Source organism: Corallococcus sp. RDP092CA (assembly GCF_041903675.1).
Lineage (GTDB): Bacteria > Myxococcota > Myxococcia > Myxococcales > Myxococcaceae > Corallococcus.
The window spans coordinates 1-18,348 of record NZ_JAYESI010000026.1 but is presented as its reverse complement, the minus strand read 5'-3'; the positions used below and the strand labels follow the sequence as shown (position 1 = coordinate 18,348).

Genomic DNA, 18,348 nt, shown 5'->3' with positions numbered 1-18,348 from the left:
CGGACGGCTCCCCCGCGTTGCTTCAAGTCTGGACGCTATGTCAGGCCGCCTGCGCTCCGGCGCCGCTCTGGCGGGCCACCTCGCGCGGCTCCGGATAGACGGCGCGCTGGGGCGTGGTGATGCGGATGACGCCCAGCTTGGACAGCACGCGCATCACCTGCCACGTGGGGTCGATCTCGAAGGCGCGCGCCGCGAAGTTCGGGCTGCTGCCGTACTTGTGGTGGTTGTTCTGGAACAGCTCCCCCATGCACAGCACGTCCACCGGCAGCGTGTTTCGCGACTTGTCGCTGCCCTTGAAGTTCCGGTAGCCGTACTTGTGACCGCACCAGTTCACGATGGCGCCGTGCACCGGCCCCATCACGAAGTGGATCGGCAGCAGCAGGAACTGCCAGGGCGACGTCGCGAACGTCACGTAGAACGCCGTGTAGAGCGCCACCCAGCCCAGCACCGCCCACCAGGACTGGCCCAGCGTCTCGTCCACGAGCTTCCACTCCGGATAGCCACCGTCGAAGCGCGGCTCCGGCTGGATCTTCCGCGTCACGAGGCCGGAGTAGCGCTCCTTCGTGTGCCACATCATCCGCAGCACGTCCTTGAAGTAGTGCGGCGAGTGCGGATCCTTCTCCGTGTCCGAGTACGCGTGGTGCTCGCGGTGCAGGATGGCGTACGCGCGCGGCGACAGGTACGACGAGCCCTGCACCAGGTAGGTGAGCAGGTGCATCACCTTCTCCGTCCGCGGCCCCATGCTGTACATCCGGTGCGCCGCGTAACGGTGCTGGAAGAAGCTCTGGAAGAAGACGCAGAGCAGCCAGTGACTGATGAAGAAGATGACGATGGCCATGACTCTCCCGTGATGACAGACACAGGGCTAACACCCCCGCTGTCACGGCAATGTCAGCGCTCCCCACGTCACCGGCACCGTCCCTCCATCCACCTCCCGCTCCGGACGCACGCCACTGAGCGGCCCCCTCCCGCCGCCTGTCCGCTGGTGGATAAGCCCCGGTGCGGCCAGCCATTCATCCCCGGCTGCCGTGTCGCACCGCGACGTTGCGGGCCGCCTCCAGGGAGGGCAGAAGGGCACGCGGCGCGTCACCCCTCGCGACGCCCAGGAGCTTCATCCGTGGATCGGGCCACCCTCGTCGGACTCGACAAGCAGCACGTCTGGCACCCCTACACCGCCATGGAGGCGTACATCGCGAAGACGGATCCGCTCGTCATCGTCCGCGCGGAGGGGGTCTGGCTCCATGATGCGGACGGACGGCGCTACCTGGACGCCAACGGCTCGTGGTGGGTGTCCACCCTGGGCCACCGTCACCCGCGCCTCGTCCGCGCGCTCACCGAGCAGCTGGGCAGCCTGGCCCACGTCTCGCTCGCGGGCATCACCCACGACCCGGCGGCCCGGCTGGGCGCGGAGCTGACCGCGCTGGCCCCGGGCGCGGACCGGGCGGACGTGCCCCCGGAGCAGCGGCTGTCGCGTGTCTTCTATTCGGACAACGGCAGCACCGCGGTGGAGGTGGCCATCAAGATGACCGCGCAGTACTGGGCGCAGAACGGCCGGCCCCGCCGCACGCGCTTCATCACCCTGACCGGCGCCTTCCACGGCGAGACCCTCGGCTCCACCAGCGTGGGCGGCGTGCACGAGTTCCGCGACGTGTTCGGCCCGCTCCTCTTCGACGTGGTGCACGTGCCGTCCCCCGCGGAGCCCGACGGCCACGCGCGCGCCCTGGCGCAGCTGAAGGCCGCGCTCGCGGCGGATCCGGATGGCATCGCCGGCGTCATCCTGGAGCCCGTCATCCAGGGCGCGGCGGGCATGTGGATGTCGTCGCCGGACTTCGTGCGCGAGGTGCGCGAGGCCACCCGCGCGGTGGACACCTTCCTCATCGCCGACGAGGTCTTCACCGGCATGGGCCGCACCGGCGCCCGCTTCGCGGTGGACCTGGCCGGCGTGGTGCCGGACCTGCTGTGCCTGGCCAAGGCGCTCAGCGGCGGCCTGATGCCCTTCGCCGCCACGCTCGCGTCCGAGCGCATCTTCCAGGGCTTCCTGGGGGCGAAGGACCGGGCGCTCTATTACGGGCACTCGTACTGCGGCAACCCGCTGGGCGCGTCCGTGGCGCGCGAGGTGCTGGCCGTGTACCGCGACGAGGACGTGCTGGGGCAGGTCCAGCGCAAGGCGCCGCGCGTGAAGGCCGCCTTCGAGCGCATGGCCGCCACCCTCCCCGGGCTCGAGCGCCCGCGCGCGGTGGGCATGGTGGGCGCCGTGGACCTGGGCGGAGGCGGCTACTTCGCGGACAGCGGCTGGCGCGTGTACGAGGCCGCCCGACGCCGCGGCCTCTACCTGCGCCCCATGGGCAACACCGTCTACATCGCGCCCGCGCTCAACATCCCGGACGCGGACCTGGACCTGCTGCTCCAGGGCGTGGAGGACAGCCTGCGCGAGGTGGCGGCGGGCTGAGGCGCCCCTCGTCAGCGGCGCGTGCCGGGGAGCCCCCTCCTGCCTCCCATGCGCGCGCGGTCCCACCACACGCGCAGGTTCAGCTCCGCCCGCAGCTCCAGGGGGCAGCGGGCCTGCTCCATCCGCTCGCGGAAGAGGTCGAGGACCTCGTGCGCCAGCTCCATCGGGTCGCGCTCCTCCAGGTGGAGGTCCAGCTCGCCCGCCTCGATGCGCGAGAGGTCCCGCAGCGCGTTGAGCCGCGTAGAGCTGCGCGCGCTCCGGCTCCCACGCGATGAGGATGGGGACGGTGGAGGACAGGCACAGGCCGAGCGTCGTGCGCAGGCTCTGCGGCCAGGTGTCCACCGGCCCGAGCGGCGTCTTCGACCAGTCCATGGACCGGATGAGCGCACCCATCTCCCTGCCGCCGGACAGCCAGCCCATGGCGGTGGGGACCAGGGGAGACGTCCGGTTGATAGCGGATTCGCCGGGCCTGGGGGAGCGCGGCCGCTCCGCGAAGCTCAGGGGGCCGCGCGGGGCTGCCGCTTTTCGCGGGCATGCCGCACCGCGAGCGCCACCAGCAGCGCGGCCACGCCGGCCAGCGCGATGAAGTGCTCCACGCGGCCCACGCCCCTGGCCACGCGATCCACGCTCGCGGACCCCAGGTAGCCCAGCGTCACCACCAGCGGCGAGCTCAGGCACAGCGCCAGCCCGTCCCAGAAGAGGAAGCGCCGCAGGGGCATGCCCTCCGCCGCGGCCATGGCGAACACCGGCACGCGCAGCACGGACAGGAACCGGCCGATGAAGACGACCCGCGAGCCGTGCTTCGCGTACAGCCCCTGGATGCGCTCGCGGCGCTCGGGCGGGAACAGGCGGCGGGTGCGCCGGTGCGTATACAGGGCCTGCCCCAGCCGGCGCGCGGTGAGGAAGAGCACGGTGTCCCCGCACAGCACGCCCGCGAAGCACAGCGCGATGGCGAGCGGCAGCGGCATGGCGCCCCGGTGCGACAGCACGCCCGCCGCCAGCTGCACCAGGTCCTCCGGGAAGGGCAGCCCCAGCCCTCCCGCCACGAGCACCAGGAAGATGAGCGGGCCGGAGCCGTGCGTCAGCAGGAGCTGGAGGGGAGAGTGGCTCATCAGGGCTCGGGCAGGACGGCCGCGGCGCGGCGCTCCTGGCGGAAGAGGAGGACCTCGCGGACGATGATCTGCACGGTGGCCGCCACGGGCACGGCCACCACCGCGCCCACGATGCCCGCGAGCTCCACGCAGAAGAGGACCGCGAGCAGCGTGACGAGCGGGTTGACGTGCACGGTGCGCTTGAACACGAGCGGCGCCATCACGTTGCCCTCCAACTGGCCATAGAGGAGGAAGTAGATGAACACCGCCAGCGCCTTCCACAGGCCGCCGGTGGCCAGCGTGAGCAGGGTGATGATGCCGCCCGCGATGATGGGGCCCGCGTAGGGCACCAGGCTGGAGAAGCCGCTGGCCACGCCCAGCGGCAGGTAGAAGGGCATGCCCAGCACCGCCAGCATGGTGGTGGTGAGCGTGGCGTTGATGGCGCAGATGAGGGTGATGCCGGACAGGTAGCCGCCCGTCGCGCTGTAGACGTTGCGCAGCACGCGCACGTAGCGCAGGCGGTGGTCGGGGCGGGCCAGGTCCAGGAGGCGCCGGAGCACGCCGCCGCCGAACACCAGCATGAACACCACCAGGAAGAAGACGGTGATGATACCGCCCAGGAGTCCCACCACGCCGCCGATGGCGCTCATCAGGAGCGAGGGCAGGGGCCCGGCGAGCGCGGGCGTGGCCTCCTCCAGCCGCTCGTTCCAGCCCAGGCTCTGCAGGCGCTGGTTGAGCGCGCGCAGGATGCCGGTGCCGCGCACCTGCTTCCACAGGTGCGGCCACTGCGTCACCAGCGCGTCCACCTGCTCCACCAGGTTCGGAATCACCAGCAGGCCCAGCGCCACGACGGCGATGAACAGCGTCAGCAGCACCAGGGTGATGGACAGCCAGCGCTTCAGGCCGCGCTTCTCCAGCCGCGACACGCCGTGCTCCAGCGACAGCGCGATGAGCGCCGCGATGCCGGTGAGCGTGAGCGCCACGCGCGTCTTGGCGACGAGCACCACCAGGAGCATCACACCCAGCACCCCGAAGCACACGGTGAACACCGTGCGGAGCGACACCTGGGACTTCGATTGCGGCGGGACGACGGGCTCGGACACCGGCAGGGCTCCCTGGGGTGGGCCACCGGCTGCGGGCCCCATGCCCTGCGGATGCATCCTTCCGGGCCCGGCGGCAACCACCGTCGTCCACCAAGTGCGCGGGCAGGCGTCGGGCGCGGCCCAAGCGTCCTGCGGGTGACACCCGGCCTCGGTGAAGGGACGTTGCCAGACGCAATCACCGGCCGTGTGGTTCGTCCCCCGGGCAGCCTCGAAATGCCCGGCCTGGCCGCCGGGCCGTCCGTCCCTCCGCGGACAGGTGCGCGTCTGGCAGGTGACGGCGCCGCGCGCGGGCGTCTGGCACCTGACGCGCCGGGACGTCTCGGAAAAGTGGGAGTGCTTGGTTTGCCGGGCCCGGACGTCAGACAGGGGTGGGAACCTTCGTGGGAAGGGACTTTCGCGGGCCGGGAGAGGACACCATGAAAAAGACGGGTGAGCTGGAGCTGGAAGGGGTGCGGCAGGAGGCCCTGGAGACCGAGGCCCGGTGGCGCGGGTTGGCGCAGAAGCTGTCGGAGCTGGGCGGCGAGGAGATGGACGCGCAGCTGCTGGTGACGTTCCGGAGCGCGCGGGACGCGGGCGCGGTGCCGCCGGACGCGGGCTTCTTCCTGGTGGCGCACATCCTCACGGCGATGGCGGACGAGGCCATCGCGGAGGATCCGCGCGTGCGGATGCGGGCCCGGGAGCTGGACGCGATGGAGCGCGCCTACGGCCTCACCGGCGAGGGCTGGCCGGAGGGGGAGCTCCCGCCGGAGGAGTGGGAGGCGCTGTGCGTGGAGTACGAGCGGGCCTGTGACGAGGCGCGCGCCGCGTTCTTCCGCGCGTACGGCGAGGAGGAGATGTCGCGGCTGTACCTGGACCAGCGCGTCACCTTCCACCATCGCTTCGAGAGCGGGCGGCGCTTCTTCCACGGGCTGCCCATGCTGCCCACGCAGCTGCACTGAGCCGCAGGTCCGCCAGGCTCCGCCCCCCGCGCCTCGCGGGAGGCGGCGGATGCGAGCGGCTGTTGGGCGTGGGGCGCGCGGGTGTCCGGGGCGGGGCCCGCGCGTTGCTCAGCGGCTGGCGCGGAGGCCGGGTTCGGCGGGGGCCACGAGCGAGGTGAGCACGTGGTCTCGCCACTGGCCGTTGATGAGGAGGAAGTCGCGCGCGTAGCCCTCGGGGATGAAGCCCAGGCGGCGGAGGACGGCGGCGCTGCGGAGGTTCTCCGGCAGGTGGTTGGCCTGGAGCCGGTGCAGGCCCATGGCGCCGAAGGCGAAGTCGCAGAAGGCGCGGAGGCCTTCGGTCATGAGGCCCTTGCCCTCGTGGCGATGATCCAGGCCGTAGCCCAGGTCCGCGGTCTGGAGCGGCCCCCTGCGGATGTGGGCGAGCGTGGCGTTGCCGATGACGGGGGAGAGCGCGAGGGGCTGGCCCCTGGGGAGGAGGAAGACGCGCAGGGACACGTCGTGGCGGAAGTCCTCGCGGTCCTGGGCCAGGCGCGTGCGCCAGTAGGCCGGGGAGAAGAAGGTCGCCGGGCGGTCCGGGGACACCGGGCCCAGGTGGTCCTTGTTGGCCACGTGGTACGCCAGCACGCGCTCCGCTGCGTCGGGCGGCAGCAGCATCAAGTGCAGGCGCTCGGTGGTGAGCAGGACGGGGGACTTGTCGGTCATGGCGGAGCCGGCTTGAAGGGTAACGCGCTCCCTCGAGGCATGCGCGCCTGACGCACGGAAAGAAGAAGGTCTCCACCCACGCGGGATGGAGACCTTCGTGCTCAAGCCCGCGAGCGTGCGCTACTCCCCGTGGTCCATGGGCTGCTGGGGCACCTGCTGCTGCGCGGCGCCGTCGCCCGAGCCCTGCTCCGGCTGGGGGCTCTGGTGGTCGATGCCCGCGCCATGCGGCCTCGCGTCCGCGCCGCTGCCGCCCGTGCCTTCCGGCTTCGCGTTCTGGTCCTGGTCGCCCCGGGCTGGCTGCTGCGCCCCGCTGCCTCCCACGCCGCCGCCGCGCGACGGCTGCGCTCCGGCCACGTTGCGCTCCACCACGATCTCCACGCGGCGGTTGTTCGCGCGGCCCTCCGCCGTCGCGTTCGACGCCACGGGCCGGTTCTCACCCATGCCGCGGACCTGGATGCGGTCCGGCGGGACGCCCTGGTTCACCAGGAAGTTCTTCACGCTCTCCGCTCTCCGCTCCGACAGCTGGTCGTTGTAGCTCTCCGGCCCTCGCGAGTCCGTGTGGCCCTCGATGAGGAGCGGGTTCTTCGACTCCTTCAGCGCCGTCGCCACCTCCGACAGCCGGTCTCGCGCCGCGGGCAGCAGCTCCGTCGCGTTCGTCGCGAACAGCACGCTGCCCGACAACGTCACCACCGTGCCGCGCGCCTCCTCGCGCACCTTCACGTTCTCGTCCTGCAGCCGCGTCAGCGCCTGCGACGCGCGCTGCTCCGCCTGGAGCCGCGCCTGACGCTCCTGCTCCAGCTCCTGCGTGCGCTGCTGGAGCTGCTGGTTGAGCTCCGCCAGCCGCTGCGCCTCGGCCTGCTGCTGCTCCATGCGCCGCTGCATCTCTGCTTCCAGTTGCTGCCGCTGCTGCGCGTCCGCCGTGCGCATCCGCTCGGCCTCCTGCGCGCGCTGCGCCTCGTACTGCTGCCGCTGCTGCTCGTACAGCTGCCGCTGCTGCTCGTACCTCGCGCGCTCCTCCTCCTGCTGACGCGTGAGGTTCTGCGCGCGCGCTTCCTGCTCCTGGCGCAGGAGCGCCTCCGCCTGGGCCCGCTGCTGCGCGGCCAGGTCCGCCTCGCCGCGCGCCTGGGCGATCTCCGCCTTGCGCAAGGCCACGTACGCCAGCGAGCGCGTCTTCGTCGAGCCCTGGCTCTCCGCGTACTCGTTCTCCGCCTCCTGCAGGGCCGCCCGGGCCGCCGCCACGTCCGCGGGGCGCTCGCGGCCCTCGGGGCTCGTGGCCACCTCGCGGTAGGCCTGGCGCGCCGCGGTCAGCTCACCCGGCGGCGGACCATGCGCACACCCCACCGAGAGCGCCGTGACTCCGGCGACCGCCAACCATCCAAGTTTCCAACGCTGCATGACTCGCTCCTCACAAGGCTAGAGGTGGGGGACTCACTGACCGCGGCGCAGGGACTCGGCCTGCTCGGAGGCCCGCCGCGCCTCGTCCTTCAGCGGCACCGCGCGGGCCAGCGCCGACGCGAGGTCCGCGTCCGCGGCCGCCTGGCGGAACCGCAGCTCCGCGGCCTCCTGCTCACCCTCGCGGATCAGCCGCTCGCCGTCGGCGATCTGCTGGCGCGCGTACTCCAGATGCCGGGCGGCCTCGGGCACCTTCGGCGCCTGCGAGTTCTCCGCCGAGCGGAGCGCCGCCTCCGCCTGGACGCGCTGCTGATGGGTGGACGTGGCAATCACCTGCTTGCCTGCGCAGCCAAGGGCCGCGGCGCAGAGCAGGGTGACGGCGAACAGCTTCGGGCGCATGGATCACCTCATGCCGGTGGAATGCTGGGACGCTCCGGCGCGGCCCAGAGGGAGTCGCTCCAGAAAATGGGCGGTGTGCATCCAGTCGGCATCGGCGACCCGTCCCCGCCAGGCACGCTGGCCAAGGGGGTTGACAGGCGTCGTGTAGGGAACGAGGCGCGCAGCCAGGAGGCGCCGCGCAGGGCCGCTCCCCATGGCTGCCTGCACGGGCTGCTGGCCGCGCGGCGGCAGGGACGCTAGAGGGGGGAACATGCGCCTGCACCTCGTGGACGGCACCTATGAGCTGTACCGGGCCCACTACTCGCCCCGGCCGGGCACCACCGCTCCAGACGGGCGCGACGTGAAGGCCACCGCCGGGGTGATGGACTCCCTGCTCGCCCTCCTGCACGACGAGGAGGAGGCCGTGACACACGTGGCGGTCGCGTTCGACAACCCCATCCGCTCGTTCCGCAACGCGCTGTTCGCCGGTTACAAGAGTGACGACGGCGTGCCGCCGGAGTTGCACGCGCAGTTCGACCTGGTGGAGGAGGCCGTGGCGGCGCTCGGCGTGCGCGTCTGGTCCATGAAGGACCAGGAGGCGGACGACGCGCTGGCCACCGCGGCGGCGCGCTGGGCGGGCGAGGTGGAGCAGGTGCGGCTGCTCACCCCGGACAAGGACCTGGGGCAGTGCGTGCGCGGCCAGCGCGTGGTGCAGGTGGACCGGCGGCAGCAGAAGGTGGTGGACGCGGACGGGGTGAAGGCGAAGCTGGGCGTGGCGCCGGAGAGCGTGCCGGACCTGCTGGCGCTGATGGGCGACGACGCGGACGGCATCCCGGGGCTGGCCGGCTTCGGAGCGAAGGGCGCGGCGGCGGTGCTCCAGGCGTATGGACACCTGGAGGCCATCCCGGACAGCGCCGCGGAGTGGACGGTGAAGGTGCGGGGCGCGGACAAGCTGGCGGCGACGTTGAAGGCGCACCGCGAGGACGCGCGGCTGTATCGCACGCTGGCGACCCTGGTGGAGGACGCGCCGCTGCCGGGCACGGCGTCGCTCGCGGACCTGGAGTGGAAGGGCGTGCCGGAAGCGCGCTTCAAGGCGTTCTGTGAAGGATTGGGATTGAAGAGCCTCCAGCGTCGGCCAAGGCGCTGGGCGGCATGAGGAAGCCATGAGCATGGAATTGAAGCCCCCGCCGTCGGACGGCTGGGTCCCCACGCTGGACGACACCCCCTTCACCCGCATGGGCGGCGAGGAGGCCGTCTACGCGCTCGCGGAGGCCTTCTACGACGTGATGGACGCGGAGGAGCCCGCGCTCGCGTCGATTCACGAGCGGGACGACCAGGGGAAGGTGAACCGGGGCACGCGTCAGCGCTTCGGCATGTTCCTGGTGGGCTGGCTGGGCGGGCCGCAGCACTACAGCGCGACGCACGGCCACCCCCGGCTGCGCATGCGCCACGGCCACCTGCCGGTGGACACGGCGATGCGGGACGCGTGGCTGCGCTGCATGCAGAAGGCCCTGGACCAGCGCGGCGTCACCGGCGGCCTGCGGAGCTTCCTGGATGATCGCTTCGCGCAGGTGGCGGACTTCCTTCGCAACACGGAGGGATGAGGCCCGGGGCTGCGGACGCGGTACGCGAGTCACCTGGACGGCTGCCCTTCCCCTCGGGAGCTCCCTCCGCGGGCTCACGCCGCCGCTGGAGTGGACCCTGACCCGCGAGGTCTGGAGACGGCCTCAAGCCCTGAAGCGCCGGCTGGCCGGGAGTGTCGCTGGCGGGGCATGGACTCGCGGTATGAGCACGCAGCGACAGCCGCCCCCCGTCACTCCGCCCATCCATGAGCTGGGGACCCTGGTCGAGGAGGTGGCGGGCGCCTCGGGCTCCACGCGCGCCCTGAAGGCCGGGTACCTCAACGCCATCATCGCCCGGTGGGTCCAGACGGAGAACCCGGCGCCGCTCGCGTCCACGCCGCCGGGCGCCTGGGTGCCCGCTCGCCGGGCCGTGGCCCCACGGGCGCGGCGCCCCCAACCTCCAGCTTTCACCACCCAGTTGGGGGTTGAGCGCCATGCGAACGAACAACGATGTCTGGACGGCGGCGGGCTTCGGCGTCCTCGCCGGGATGCGCAGCATGACGGCGCCCGCGCTCCTCTCGCGGGAGCTGTCGCGCAAGCCGACGCGCGCGCTGAAGCGGGCCCTGCCGGGCCTGACGTCGCGAAAGGTGTCGCAGCGCCTGGGCCTCCTGGCGCTCGGTGAGGTGCTGGGGGACAAGTCCCCCACGGCGCCCGCGCGCACCGCCTTCCCCATCCTGACGGGCCGGGTCCTCTCGGGGGCCATCACCGGCGCCGCGGTGTCTCGCAAGCGCAGGGGCGCGAGGCTGGGCCTCACCCTCATCGGCGCGGGCGCCGCCATCGCCTCCAGCTACGTCTTCTATGGCTTCCGCCGCCTCATGACGCAGCGGCTGCGTGTGCCGAACGTGGCCGCGGGCCTGGTCGAGGATGGCCTCGCGCTGGCCCTGGGCTCGCGCCTCACCCGGGCGCTGCGTTAGGCCCCACCTCGCGGCTCACGCCGGCGCCTTGCCGGAGGTGAGCCGCGCCTCCAACCGCGCCAGCACCGCGTGCTCCGCCCGCGCCCGCTCCGCCAGGGGCTCGAAGAGCAGCCGCGAGCGCAGGCCCATGCCCTCCGTCAGCTCGAACTGGCGCAGGTCCTCCGGCAGCGCGAGCAGCACCTCGCCCAGCGGTCGCACCCGGTGCAACTGGTACGAACCCGCCGCCTCCAGCGCGCGCACCACGTCCGCCACGGGCTCCGCGCGGGCCAGCGCCTCGCGCGACTGCTCCTCGTACCGCAGGCCCGCCTCCACCCGCTCCTCCAGGTCCGCGAGCACCGCCGCCGACGTGCGCTGCGCCTCCTTCACCAGCCGCAGCGGATCCAATGCCCGCTCCACGCGCCTGCGCACCGCCGGGGACAGCGCCCGGGCCCGCCCCTCCACGCGCGACAGCACCGCGTCGCGGTAGCTCGCCGCGAAGCAGACCACGAACAGCGCCTCCTCCAGCGGCGCCCGCTCCCGCGCGGCCAGCCCCTCCGCCAGCGAGCACAGCCCCTCGCCGGTGAGCACGTACCGCCGTCCCCGGGGCAGCCCCTTCACCGGCGCGCTGGTGCTCGCCTCCGCGTGGCCCGCGCGCACCAGCCGCTCCAGCGTCCGCCGCACCTGCGTCAGGTCGATGTCCTGCGAGGGCCGGGTGACGTCGTGCTCGACCCAGTTGGTGAACAAGAGGAAGTAGAAGCGCACGTCCGACACGCGAAAGCCGCCCGCGCGAGCCCCCGCCCCGTGCGCCGCGAGCAGCGCCGCCTGCACGAAGGTGGCCTGCGTGTCGATGTAGCCCAACCGCGCCGTCAGGGTGCTGTTCCGAGCCATGCCCGGGAGGATGCCAGCCCCGCCCCTCCCGCCCCAACCCTCCCAGGTGACAGTGTCCGTCAGGCCCTTTAGACACCTCCGGGCGCGTCATTCGTATGAGGAGCCAGCCTGAACCCTTTCGAGGAATCTCCATGCTCCCCTGGCTCGTCCTCATCGCCGGTCTCTGCTTTCTCATGGAACAGCTGTCGCTGGGGTGGAAGCTGCCCCGCGTGCGCGGCTGGCACCTGCGCGTGGTGCTCATCAACCTGGCGCAGGTGGGGGTGGTGATTCTGGGCGGCTACACGTGGGACCGGTGGTTCTCCGCGCGCTCGGTCTTCCACCTGTCCGAGCACGTGAACCCGGTGGCGGGCGGGGTGCTGGCCTATCTCATCGCCACGTTCGTCTTCTACTGGTGGCACCGGGCCCGGCACGAGAGCGACGTGCTCTGGCGCCTCTTCCACCAGATCCATCACAGCCCGCAGCGGCTGGAGGTCATCACCAGCTTCTACAAGCACCCGCTGGAGATGACGGCCAACAGCCTCATTGGCGGGCTGCTCGTCTACACGGTGCTGGGGTTGAGCCCGGTGGCGGGCGGCGTCTACACGGCCTGCTGCGCGCTGGGCGAGTACTTCTACCACACCAACATCCGCACCCCGCGCTGGGTGGGCTGGTTCTTCCAGCGGCCGGAGATGCACCGCATCCACCACGAGTACGGCAAGCACAAGAACAACTACGGCGACCTGCCCCTCTGGGACATGTTGTTCGGCACCTACGAGAACCCGGAGACGTGGGACGCCACCTGCGGCTTCGACGACGCGAAGGAGCAGCGGCTGGGGGACATGCTGGCCTTCCGCGACGTGCACCGCTCGTAGGAGGTGGCACACTGGCGCCCCTTCGCTTCATCCGGGAGGTTGCGCCATGGCCAGCTCGCGTCGGCAGTTCCTGACCCACACCGTGCTTGGACTCGCGAGCACCGCCGTCTCCGCGGCGCCGGACGCGGACCCATCCGCGCCGCCGGCCGGGGCGCCGCCCACCTTCGGCGCGGGCCCCACGGTGGGGCCGGAGGTCAGCCCCACCACCTTCGCGGAGGCCGAGAAGCTGATGCAGGTGCGGCTCACGCCCGCCGAGCGCACCCAGGCCGCCGGCAACTGGCGTGTGTCCCTGGCGCCGCTGCACGAGCGCCGCACCGGCCCGCGCAAGCTCGCGCTGGAGCCCACGCTGTCGCCCGCGTCGCAGTGGAACCCCTCGCTGCCGGGGCTCGGGCCCACCGCGCCCGCCAGGGACCGCTTCGTGCGCAGCCGCGCCGCGAAGGTGCCGCTGCCCGCGAAGGAGGAGGACATCGCCTTCGCGCCGCTCACCCAGCTGTCGCGCTGGGTGGAGTCGCGCGCCATCACGTCGGAGCGGCTCACGCGGCTCTATCTCGCGCGGCTGAAGCGCCACGACCCGAAGCTCCAGTGCGTCATCACCCTGACGGAGGAGCTGGCGCTCCAGCAGGCGCGGCAGGCGGACAAGGACCTCGCGGCGGGCCGCTACAAGGGCCCGCTGCACGGCATCCCCTGGGGAGCGAAGGACCTGGTGGACACCGCGGGCATCCGCACCACCTACGGCGCGGAGCCGTTCCGCGACCGCGTCCCCACCACGGACGCCGCCGTGGTGGACCGGCTGCACCGCGCGGGCGCCGTGCTGGTGGCGAAGCTCAGCCTGGGCGCGCTCGCGCTCAACGACGTCTGGTTCGGCGGCGAGACGAAGAACCCGTGGCTCCTGGAGGAGGGCTCCTCCGGCAGCAGCGCGGGGCCGGGCGCGGCGACGGCGGCGGGGCTCGTGGGCTTCTCCCTGGGCAGCGAGACGGGGGGCAGCATCGTGTCGCCGTCCATGCGCTGCGGCGTCACCGGCCTGCGCCCCACCTTCGGCCGCGTGCCGCGCACGGGCGCCATGACGCTGTGCTGGTCGCTGGACAAGCTGGGGCCCATGACGCGCGGGGTGGAGGACTCGCTGCTGGTGCTCGCCGCGCTCAACGGCCCGGACGCGGGCGACGTGGCGAGCGTGCCCGCGAAGCTGGACTTCGACGCGAACGCGCCCGTGAAGGGCCTGCGCGTGGGCTATGTGCCCGCGTGGATGAAGGAGCGCCCCGCCACGGACGTGGACCGCCAGGCGCTGGAGACGCTCCAGGGGCTGGGCCTGACGCCGGTGGAGGTCCAGCTCCCCGACTGGCCTTACGCCTCCCTCAACGTCATCCTCTTCGCGGAGGCCGCCGCCGCCTTCGAGGAGCTCACGCTCGGCCACGGCGTGGACGCGCTGAAGATGCAGACGCCGGACGCGTGGCCCAACCTCTTCCGCCAGTCCCGCTTCCTGTCCGCGGTGGACTTCGTGCAGGCGGACCGGCTGCGCCGCAAGGTGGCCCAGGAGATGGCGCGCATCATGTCCCAGGTGGACGTGCTGCTCGTGCCCTCGCTGCGCGACGAGGCCCTCACCATCACCAACCACACGGGCCACCCGTCGCTCACGCTGCGCACCGGCTTCGTGGAGGTGTCCAGGGCCCGCAGCGACTGGGCCCCGGACCCCATGCGCCCCGCGCCCACCTTCGCCACCCCGCGCCGCGTCCCCCACGGCGTGACGCTCATCGGCCAGCTCTTCGGCGAGGGCACCCTGGGCCGCGTGGGCATCGCCCTGGAGCGGGCCTCCGGCGTCGCTGGTGAGCGCCCGCCCGGCTTTTGAGTGGGGCTCCGCGCGGCTGCTTCATCGCGCAAGGCTGCATTCCAACGAGGCACCGACGGGTCGACCCTGTCGGTGCCGCGGATCGATGCACCTGAATCAAGGACCGAGGCGGGGGAACCCGCGTGACCCCGAGACTCCAGCTCGGTCCTGGCCGAGGCCCGTGCCTTGAAGGTCGACTGACACACGCCAGGGCCCGCCGGCGAGGCCGGGGGGACGGCCAGCCCGGGACCCCGGGGCACCTGTTGCCCGGGTTGGCACACCCGCACCTTCCGCGCCGGTCAAGCAGGGGAGGGGCGCATGGACTGGTCCAGGCAGGGAGTGAAGCTGGGGGGATGTGGGCCTTGCTGGTGGCGACGGGGGCGCAGGCCTTCACGGACTCGGACGCGGTGCGGGCCTTCACGTTCGCCCGCGCGCAGCTCGCGGACACGATTCCGGAGCTGCCCAACGTGAACCGGTCACCCAAGTCGTCCCTGTCCAACGGGACGTGGACCACGGTGGCCAACACGGAGACGCACGACCTGGGCTTCAAGATGTACAACAGCTATGGCAATGCCTGGCGGCTCACGGGGGACCCCTACTACCGCGACGTGCTGCTCACCTCCGCCGCCTCGCTGGCCACCCGCTACAACAGCACGGTGGGCATCATCGATTGCTGTGATTGGAACTCGAGCTGGAACATCCCGCTCGTCACCGACACGATGATGGACATCGAGCTGCTGCTCTGGGGCGCGCAGAACGGCGGCCCCGCGGTGTGGCGCACCATGGCGGTGAACCACGCGCTCCGGACGCTCCAGGACGCGGTGCGCTCCAATGGCAGCTCGTTCCACTACGTGGACTACAACAACAACGGCACCATCCGCTCCCGAGGCACCTTCCAGGGCTACTCCGCCAGCTCCACCTGGGCGCGCGGGCAGGCGTGGCTCATCTACGGCTACACGATGGTGTACCGCTACACGAAGGACGCGCGCTTCCTCACCGCGGCCCGGCGGGTGACGGACTGGTACCTGGCGAACCTGCCCGCGGACCGTGTGCCCAACTGGGACTTCAACGCCCCCAGCCAGTCCAAGGACTCCTCCGCCGCGGCCGTGGTCGCGTCCGCCCTGCTGGAGCTGAGCACCCTGGAGACGGACGCCACCCGGCGCACCACCTACCGCACCGCCGCGCTGGCGATGTTGGACTCGCTGGTGTCGCCCGCGTACCTCGCGCAGGGCACCAACAGCCCGGGCCTGCTGCTGCACGGCGTGGGCAACTACCCGGCGGGGCAGGAGATCAACGTCAGCCTCATCTACGGCGACGACTACTTCCTGGAGGCCCTGCTGCGCTTCAACCCGCGCCCCAACTACCCCTGGTACTCGAAGCTGACCCTGCCGCGCGGCCAGCACCTGCTGGGCACCAGCAACACGGGCACGCGCATCGTGGAGTTCGACCTCACCCCGCTGGCGGACAACCTGGGCGGCGGCGTGGTGGGCTGGACGGACAGCTCCACGGAGGTGACGGCCTTCAACCGGCTGAACATGGCGCTGCGCATGAGCGAGGACGGCATCTTCCAGGTGCGCAATGGCGCGGGCTACTCGTGGATCCGCCGGGTGCCGTACGTGCGCAACCAGACGTACCACTTCCGCATGAGCGTGGACCTGCTCGCGCAGCGCTACACGGTCTGGGTGACGCCCCCGGGCAGCGCGGAGGTGCTGCTCGTGGACCGGGTCGCGTTCCGCTCGGACGGGCCGCCCATCAATGACCTGGGCCGCGTCGCGGTCATCTCCACCGTGGTGGACAGCGACTTCCGCGTGAACAACCACCGCGTCTACGCGCCCGGCGCGAGCGTGGCCGCCGCGCTCGACGTCCCGGACCCGCTGCCCGAAGCCCTGTGGCGGGAGCTGGATGTCCCCGAGCGCGTCTCCACGGGCCCCCTGGTCCCGTCCGAGCGCTGACACCCGGGGCCCGCCCGGAGGCTCGCCCCTCGTCAGGGGGGCCTCCGTGGGGGCACGGAAGCTTCGTCACCGCGTCGCGGGATACAGGAAGCGCAGGATGTCGCCGAAGCGCGCGCTCCACGCGGCCTCGTTGTGCTGACCTCCCTCCACCACCGTGTACCGGAGGTCGTCGTCCAGCACCCAGCCCCTGGCCACCAGCGCGTCGCGCAGGGCCTGGGCATCCGCCACCGTCTCCGCCTGGCTGCCGGAGCCTTCATGGGTGCCGATGTCCTCCCAGATGCGCAGCGCGGGCTTCGCGGTGAGCGCGTTCACCTCCGCGAGGAGCTCCCGGTCCGCCCACCACACCGACGGCGACACCACGCCCAGGCGGCTGAAGACGTCCGGGTGCTTGAGCCCCAGCGACAGGGAGACGAGCCCGCCCAGCGACGAGCCCGCGAGCCCCGTGAACTCCGCCTCCGGCTTCGTGCGGAGCTCCGCGTCGATGCGCGGCTTCAGCTCCTGGATGAGGAACCGGCCGTACACGTCCGCGCGGCCCGCGTCCGGGAACTCCGGCGGGAAGGGCACCGGCGTGTACTCCGCGATGCGGTCCGCGGTGTTGTAGATGCCCACGATGATGAGCGGCTCCACCTGGCCTGCCTCCACCAGCGCCTGCGCCGTCTCATCCACGTTCCACTCGCCGGCGAACGCGGTGCTGACGTCCATCAGGTTCTGCCCGTCGTGCATGTAGAGCACCGGGTAGCGGCGTGCGGGGTCCGCGTCGTAGCCGGGCGGCAGCCAGATGATGACGTCGCGCGGTTTGAGGGTGGGGTCCTGGGGCACGACGTCGCGCAGGTAGCGCACGTCTCCGGTGAGCGGCGGGGGAGGCGGGGGCGTGGTCAGGTCCGCCCAGCCGCGCACCTCCACGGACGCGCGCTCGAAGCCGCCGCCGGTGGTGAAGGTGTGGTTGGCCACCTCCGCGCCCGTGCTGCTCTTCTCCACCGTCTCCCAGGAGCCGCGCGTCACCTTGAACTCCAGGGCCGTGCCCGCCGCGAAGGTGACGGCGCCCGCGTAGGCGCCGTCCACGGCCTGGTAGAGCTCCACCTCCGCGCCATTCCAGTTCCCCAGTTCCGGCTGGTTCCCGGACAGCCACACCCTGGCATCGGTCGGGGTGATGTCCGGCACGTGGACAATGAACACGGTCTTCGCGCTTGTCTCCCCTCCCTCCGCGCCGAAGCGCTCCACCGTGAGGGCGACGCTCTCCTCGTCCTCCTGGACGGTGAGGGTGTGGTCCGCCTCCGGAGCTCCCTGCGCGTCCAGCGCCACCTGCGGTGTGGGCGCGGTCATCCGCACCGCGTAGGTGAAGGCGGTGCCCCTGGGCACCCGGGCCTTCAGGCTGAACCGCCGGCCGCCCTGGTGGACCAGCGCCAGGCCCCGCCCGTCCGCGCCGCTGAACGTGGCGCTGGGGCCCTGGAGGAAGAGCTCCGCGTCCGCCGGCGTCTCCGGCGGAACGGTGAGGTCGAACTGGACGTCGGAGTCGTGTTGCTCGGTGGGCTTCGGGTCGCCCGAGGAACAGCCCCAGAGGGCCGCCAACGCCAGGACGAGCAGCAGGGTGGGCCGCGAGGGCCAGGCGCGTGACATGGACGGGTGGGCCTCCGGAGGCCGGAGCGCGGGCCTCTCGTGAGCGCTCACCCTAGCAGCGCGTCCCGACGCCTTCAGCGGGGCCCCCGGGACCCGGGCGGTGACGTCCCCGGGGGCTGGCCACTTGGCAGTGGGTGAACAGTGCCTACCTTGCGCCGCGCACGGGGGGAGGCGCGACGGATACTGCTTCCCCCCTCAAGTGAAGGAGTCACACCACATGAAGAAGCTGACGCTGCTGGCCTTGACGCTGGGCGCCCTCTCCGTGGGCGTGGGCTGCCACCGCAACACCCGCGAGGCCGCCAAGGACGACATGGAGCAGGCGGGCGACACCGTGAAGGACAAGGCCGAGGACGCCGCCGACGCCACGGGCGACGCCGCGGAGAAGGCCGGCGACAAGATCGAGGACGCGACGGACAAGTAGCCTGCCGCCGCGCCATGCGGAGCAAGCACCCCGGACGCCCGGCCCCTTCGCAGGAGCCTGGCGCCGGGGTGTCGTCATTCCACGCGGCTCCTCCGTGCGCGGCTAGGTCGTGTCCGCAAATTAGAGCCAGAGGCGGATGGAGGCGATGTGGACCATCGCCAGGTAGTTGGCGGCGCGCTTCTCGTAGCGCGTCGCCACCCGCCGGTTCTGCTTCAAGCGACTGAAGAGG

General features: G+C 72.2%; 18 protein-coding genes and 1 pseudogene. 9 read left to right on the top strand and 10 right to left on the bottom strand.

Annotated features, from left to right (window positions below; genetic code table 11):
- Positions 1–40 precede the first annotated feature (40 nt).
- Positions 41–838 (bottom strand): acyl-CoA desaturase, encoded by a 798-nt coding sequence (locus U8525_RS24990; protein WP_374268825.1) that lies wholly within the window; start codon positions 836–838, stop codon positions 41–43.
- A 279-nt stretch (positions 839–1,117) separates the two neighbouring features.
- On the opposite strand from U8525_RS24990, the gene bioA reads away from it, so the two are divergent.
- Complete coding sequence (gene bioA, locus U8525_RS24985; RefSeq protein ID WP_374268824.1) at positions 1,118–2,449, top strand: adenosylmethionine--8-amino-7-oxononanoate transaminase; 1,332 nt, start codon at positions 1,118–1,120, stop codon at positions 2,447–2,449.
- A gap of 11 nt (positions 2,450–2,460) precedes the next feature.
- On the opposite strand, the gene U8525_RS24980 is transcribed toward bioA, so the two are convergent.
- The 3 genes from U8525_RS24980 to U8525_RS24970 all read right to left on the bottom strand — a co-directional run bounded on the left by U8525_RS24980 (position 2,461) and on the right by U8525_RS24970 (position 4,685).
- The gene (locus tag U8525_RS24980; protein WP_374268823.1) at positions 2,461–2,613 is read right to left on the bottom strand and encodes a hypothetical protein; all 153 of its coding nucleotides are present in this window, start codon (positions 2,611–2,613) and stop codon (positions 2,461–2,463) included.
- A gap of 333 nt (positions 2,614–2,946) precedes the next feature.
- Positions 2,947–3,561 carry a DedA family protein gene (locus U8525_RS24975; protein WP_374268822.1) on the bottom strand — a complete coding sequence of 205 codons (615 nt, stop codon included), beginning with the start codon at positions 3,559–3,561 and terminating at the stop codon, positions 2,947–2,949.
- The gene (locus tag U8525_RS24970) at positions 3,561–4,685 is read right to left on the bottom strand and encodes an AI-2E family transporter (protein ID WP_374268821.1); all 1,125 of its coding nucleotides are present in this window, start codon (positions 4,683–4,685) and stop codon (positions 3,561–3,563) included. The genes U8525_RS24975 and U8525_RS24970 overlap by 1 nt, the downstream gene beginning before the upstream one ends.
- A gap of 374 nt (positions 4,686–5,059) precedes the next feature.
- On the opposite strand from U8525_RS24970, the gene U8525_RS24965 reads away from it, so the two are divergent.
- Positions 5,060–5,581, top strand: coding sequence for a hypothetical protein (locus U8525_RS24965; RefSeq protein WP_374268820.1), 522 nt, complete (start codon positions 5,060–5,062; stop codon positions 5,579–5,581).
- A gap of 108 nt (positions 5,582–5,689) precedes the next feature.
- Here U8525_RS24965 and U8525_RS24960 read toward each other — a convergent pair whose 3' ends face one another.
- The 3 genes from U8525_RS24960 to U8525_RS24950 all read right to left on the bottom strand — a co-directional run bounded on the left by U8525_RS24960 (position 5,690) and on the right by U8525_RS24950 (position 8,074).
- The gene (locus U8525_RS24960) at positions 5,690–6,283 is read right to left on the bottom strand and encodes a GNAT family N-acetyltransferase (RefSeq protein WP_374268819.1); all 594 of its coding nucleotides are present in this window, start codon (positions 6,281–6,283) and stop codon (positions 5,690–5,692) included.
- 120 nt (positions 6,284–6,403) lie between these two features.
- Positions 6,404–7,654 (bottom strand): OmpA family protein, encoded by a 1,251-nt coding sequence (locus U8525_RS24955; RefSeq protein WP_374268818.1) that lies wholly within the window; start codon positions 7,652–7,654, stop codon positions 6,404–6,406.
- A 57-nt stretch (positions 7,655–7,711) separates the two neighbouring features.
- A complete protein-coding gene (locus U8525_RS24950) occupies positions 7,712–8,074 on the bottom strand; it encodes a hypothetical protein (RefSeq protein WP_374268817.1) in 363 nt (120 codons plus the stop codon).
- Positions 8,075–8,324: 250 nt separating this feature from the next.
- Here U8525_RS24950 and U8525_RS24945 point away from each other — a divergent pair, with 250 nt between their 5' ends.
- The 3 genes from U8525_RS24945 (at position 8,325) to U8525_RS24935 (ending at position 10,589) form a co-directional block, all read left to right on the top strand.
- Positions 8,325–9,209 carry a 5'-3' exonuclease H3TH domain-containing protein gene (locus U8525_RS24945; protein ID WP_374268816.1) on the top strand — a complete coding sequence of 295 codons (885 nt, stop codon included), beginning with the start codon at positions 8,325–8,327 and terminating at the stop codon, positions 9,207–9,209.
- A gap of 7 nt (positions 9,210–9,216) precedes the next feature.
- Positions 9,217–9,657, top strand: a complete 441-nt coding sequence (locus U8525_RS24940; protein ID WP_374268815.1) for a group II truncated hemoglobin — start codon at positions 9,217–9,219, stop codon at positions 9,655–9,657.
- A 452-nt stretch (positions 9,658–10,109) separates the two neighbouring features.
- Entirely contained in the window at positions 10,110–10,589 is a 480-nt protein-coding gene (locus tag U8525_RS24935) for a hypothetical protein (protein WP_374268814.1), read from the top strand.
- Between the two features lie 15 nt (positions 10,590–10,604).
- On the opposite strand, the gene U8525_RS24930 is transcribed toward U8525_RS24935, so the two are convergent.
- Entirely contained in the window at positions 10,605–11,456 is an 852-nt protein-coding gene (locus U8525_RS24930; protein ID WP_374268813.1) for a hypothetical protein, read from the bottom strand.
- 131 nt (positions 11,457–11,587) lie between these two features.
- Between U8525_RS24930 and U8525_RS24925 the strand changes: the two genes are divergently transcribed.
- The 3 genes from U8525_RS24925 to U8525_RS24915 all read left to right on the top strand — a co-directional run bounded on the left by U8525_RS24925 (position 11,588) and on the right by U8525_RS24915 (position 16,081).
- On the top strand, positions 11,588–12,307 hold the full coding sequence (locus tag U8525_RS24925) for a sterol desaturase family protein (RefSeq protein ID WP_374268812.1): 720 nt from the start codon (positions 11,588–11,590) through the stop codon (positions 12,305–12,307).
- Positions 12,308–12,353: 46 nt separating this feature from the next.
- Entirely contained in the window at positions 12,354–14,150 is a 1,797-nt protein-coding gene (locus U8525_RS24920; protein WP_374268811.1) for an amidase, read from the top strand.
- Positions 14,151–14,482: 332 nt separating this feature from the next.
- Positions 14,483–16,081 carry an alpha-12C2-mannosidase gene (locus U8525_RS24915; protein WP_374268810.1) on the top strand — a complete coding sequence of 533 codons (1,599 nt, stop codon included), beginning with the start codon at positions 14,483–14,485 and terminating at the stop codon, positions 16,079–16,081.
- A gap of 66 nt (positions 16,082–16,147) precedes the next feature.
- Here U8525_RS24915 and U8525_RS24910 read toward each other — a convergent pair whose 3' ends face one another.
- Positions 16,148–17,698, bottom strand: a complete 1,551-nt coding sequence (locus U8525_RS24910; RefSeq protein ID WP_374268809.1) for an alpha/beta hydrolase-fold protein — start codon at positions 17,696–17,698, stop codon at positions 16,148–16,150.
- Positions 17,699–17,915: 217 nt separating this feature from the next.
- Between U8525_RS24910 and U8525_RS24905 the strand changes: the two genes are divergently transcribed.
- Positions 17,916–18,119, top strand: coding sequence for a YtxH domain-containing protein (locus U8525_RS24905; RefSeq protein ID WP_374268808.1), 204 nt, complete (start codon positions 17,916–17,918; stop codon positions 18,117–18,119).
- Positions 18,120–18,239: 120 nt separating this feature from the next.
- Here the strand turns inward: U8525_RS24905 and U8525_RS24900 are convergent.
- Positions 18,240–18,348 (bottom strand): annotated as a pseudogene (locus U8525_RS24900) (IS5/IS1182 family transposase); the annotation flags it as partial.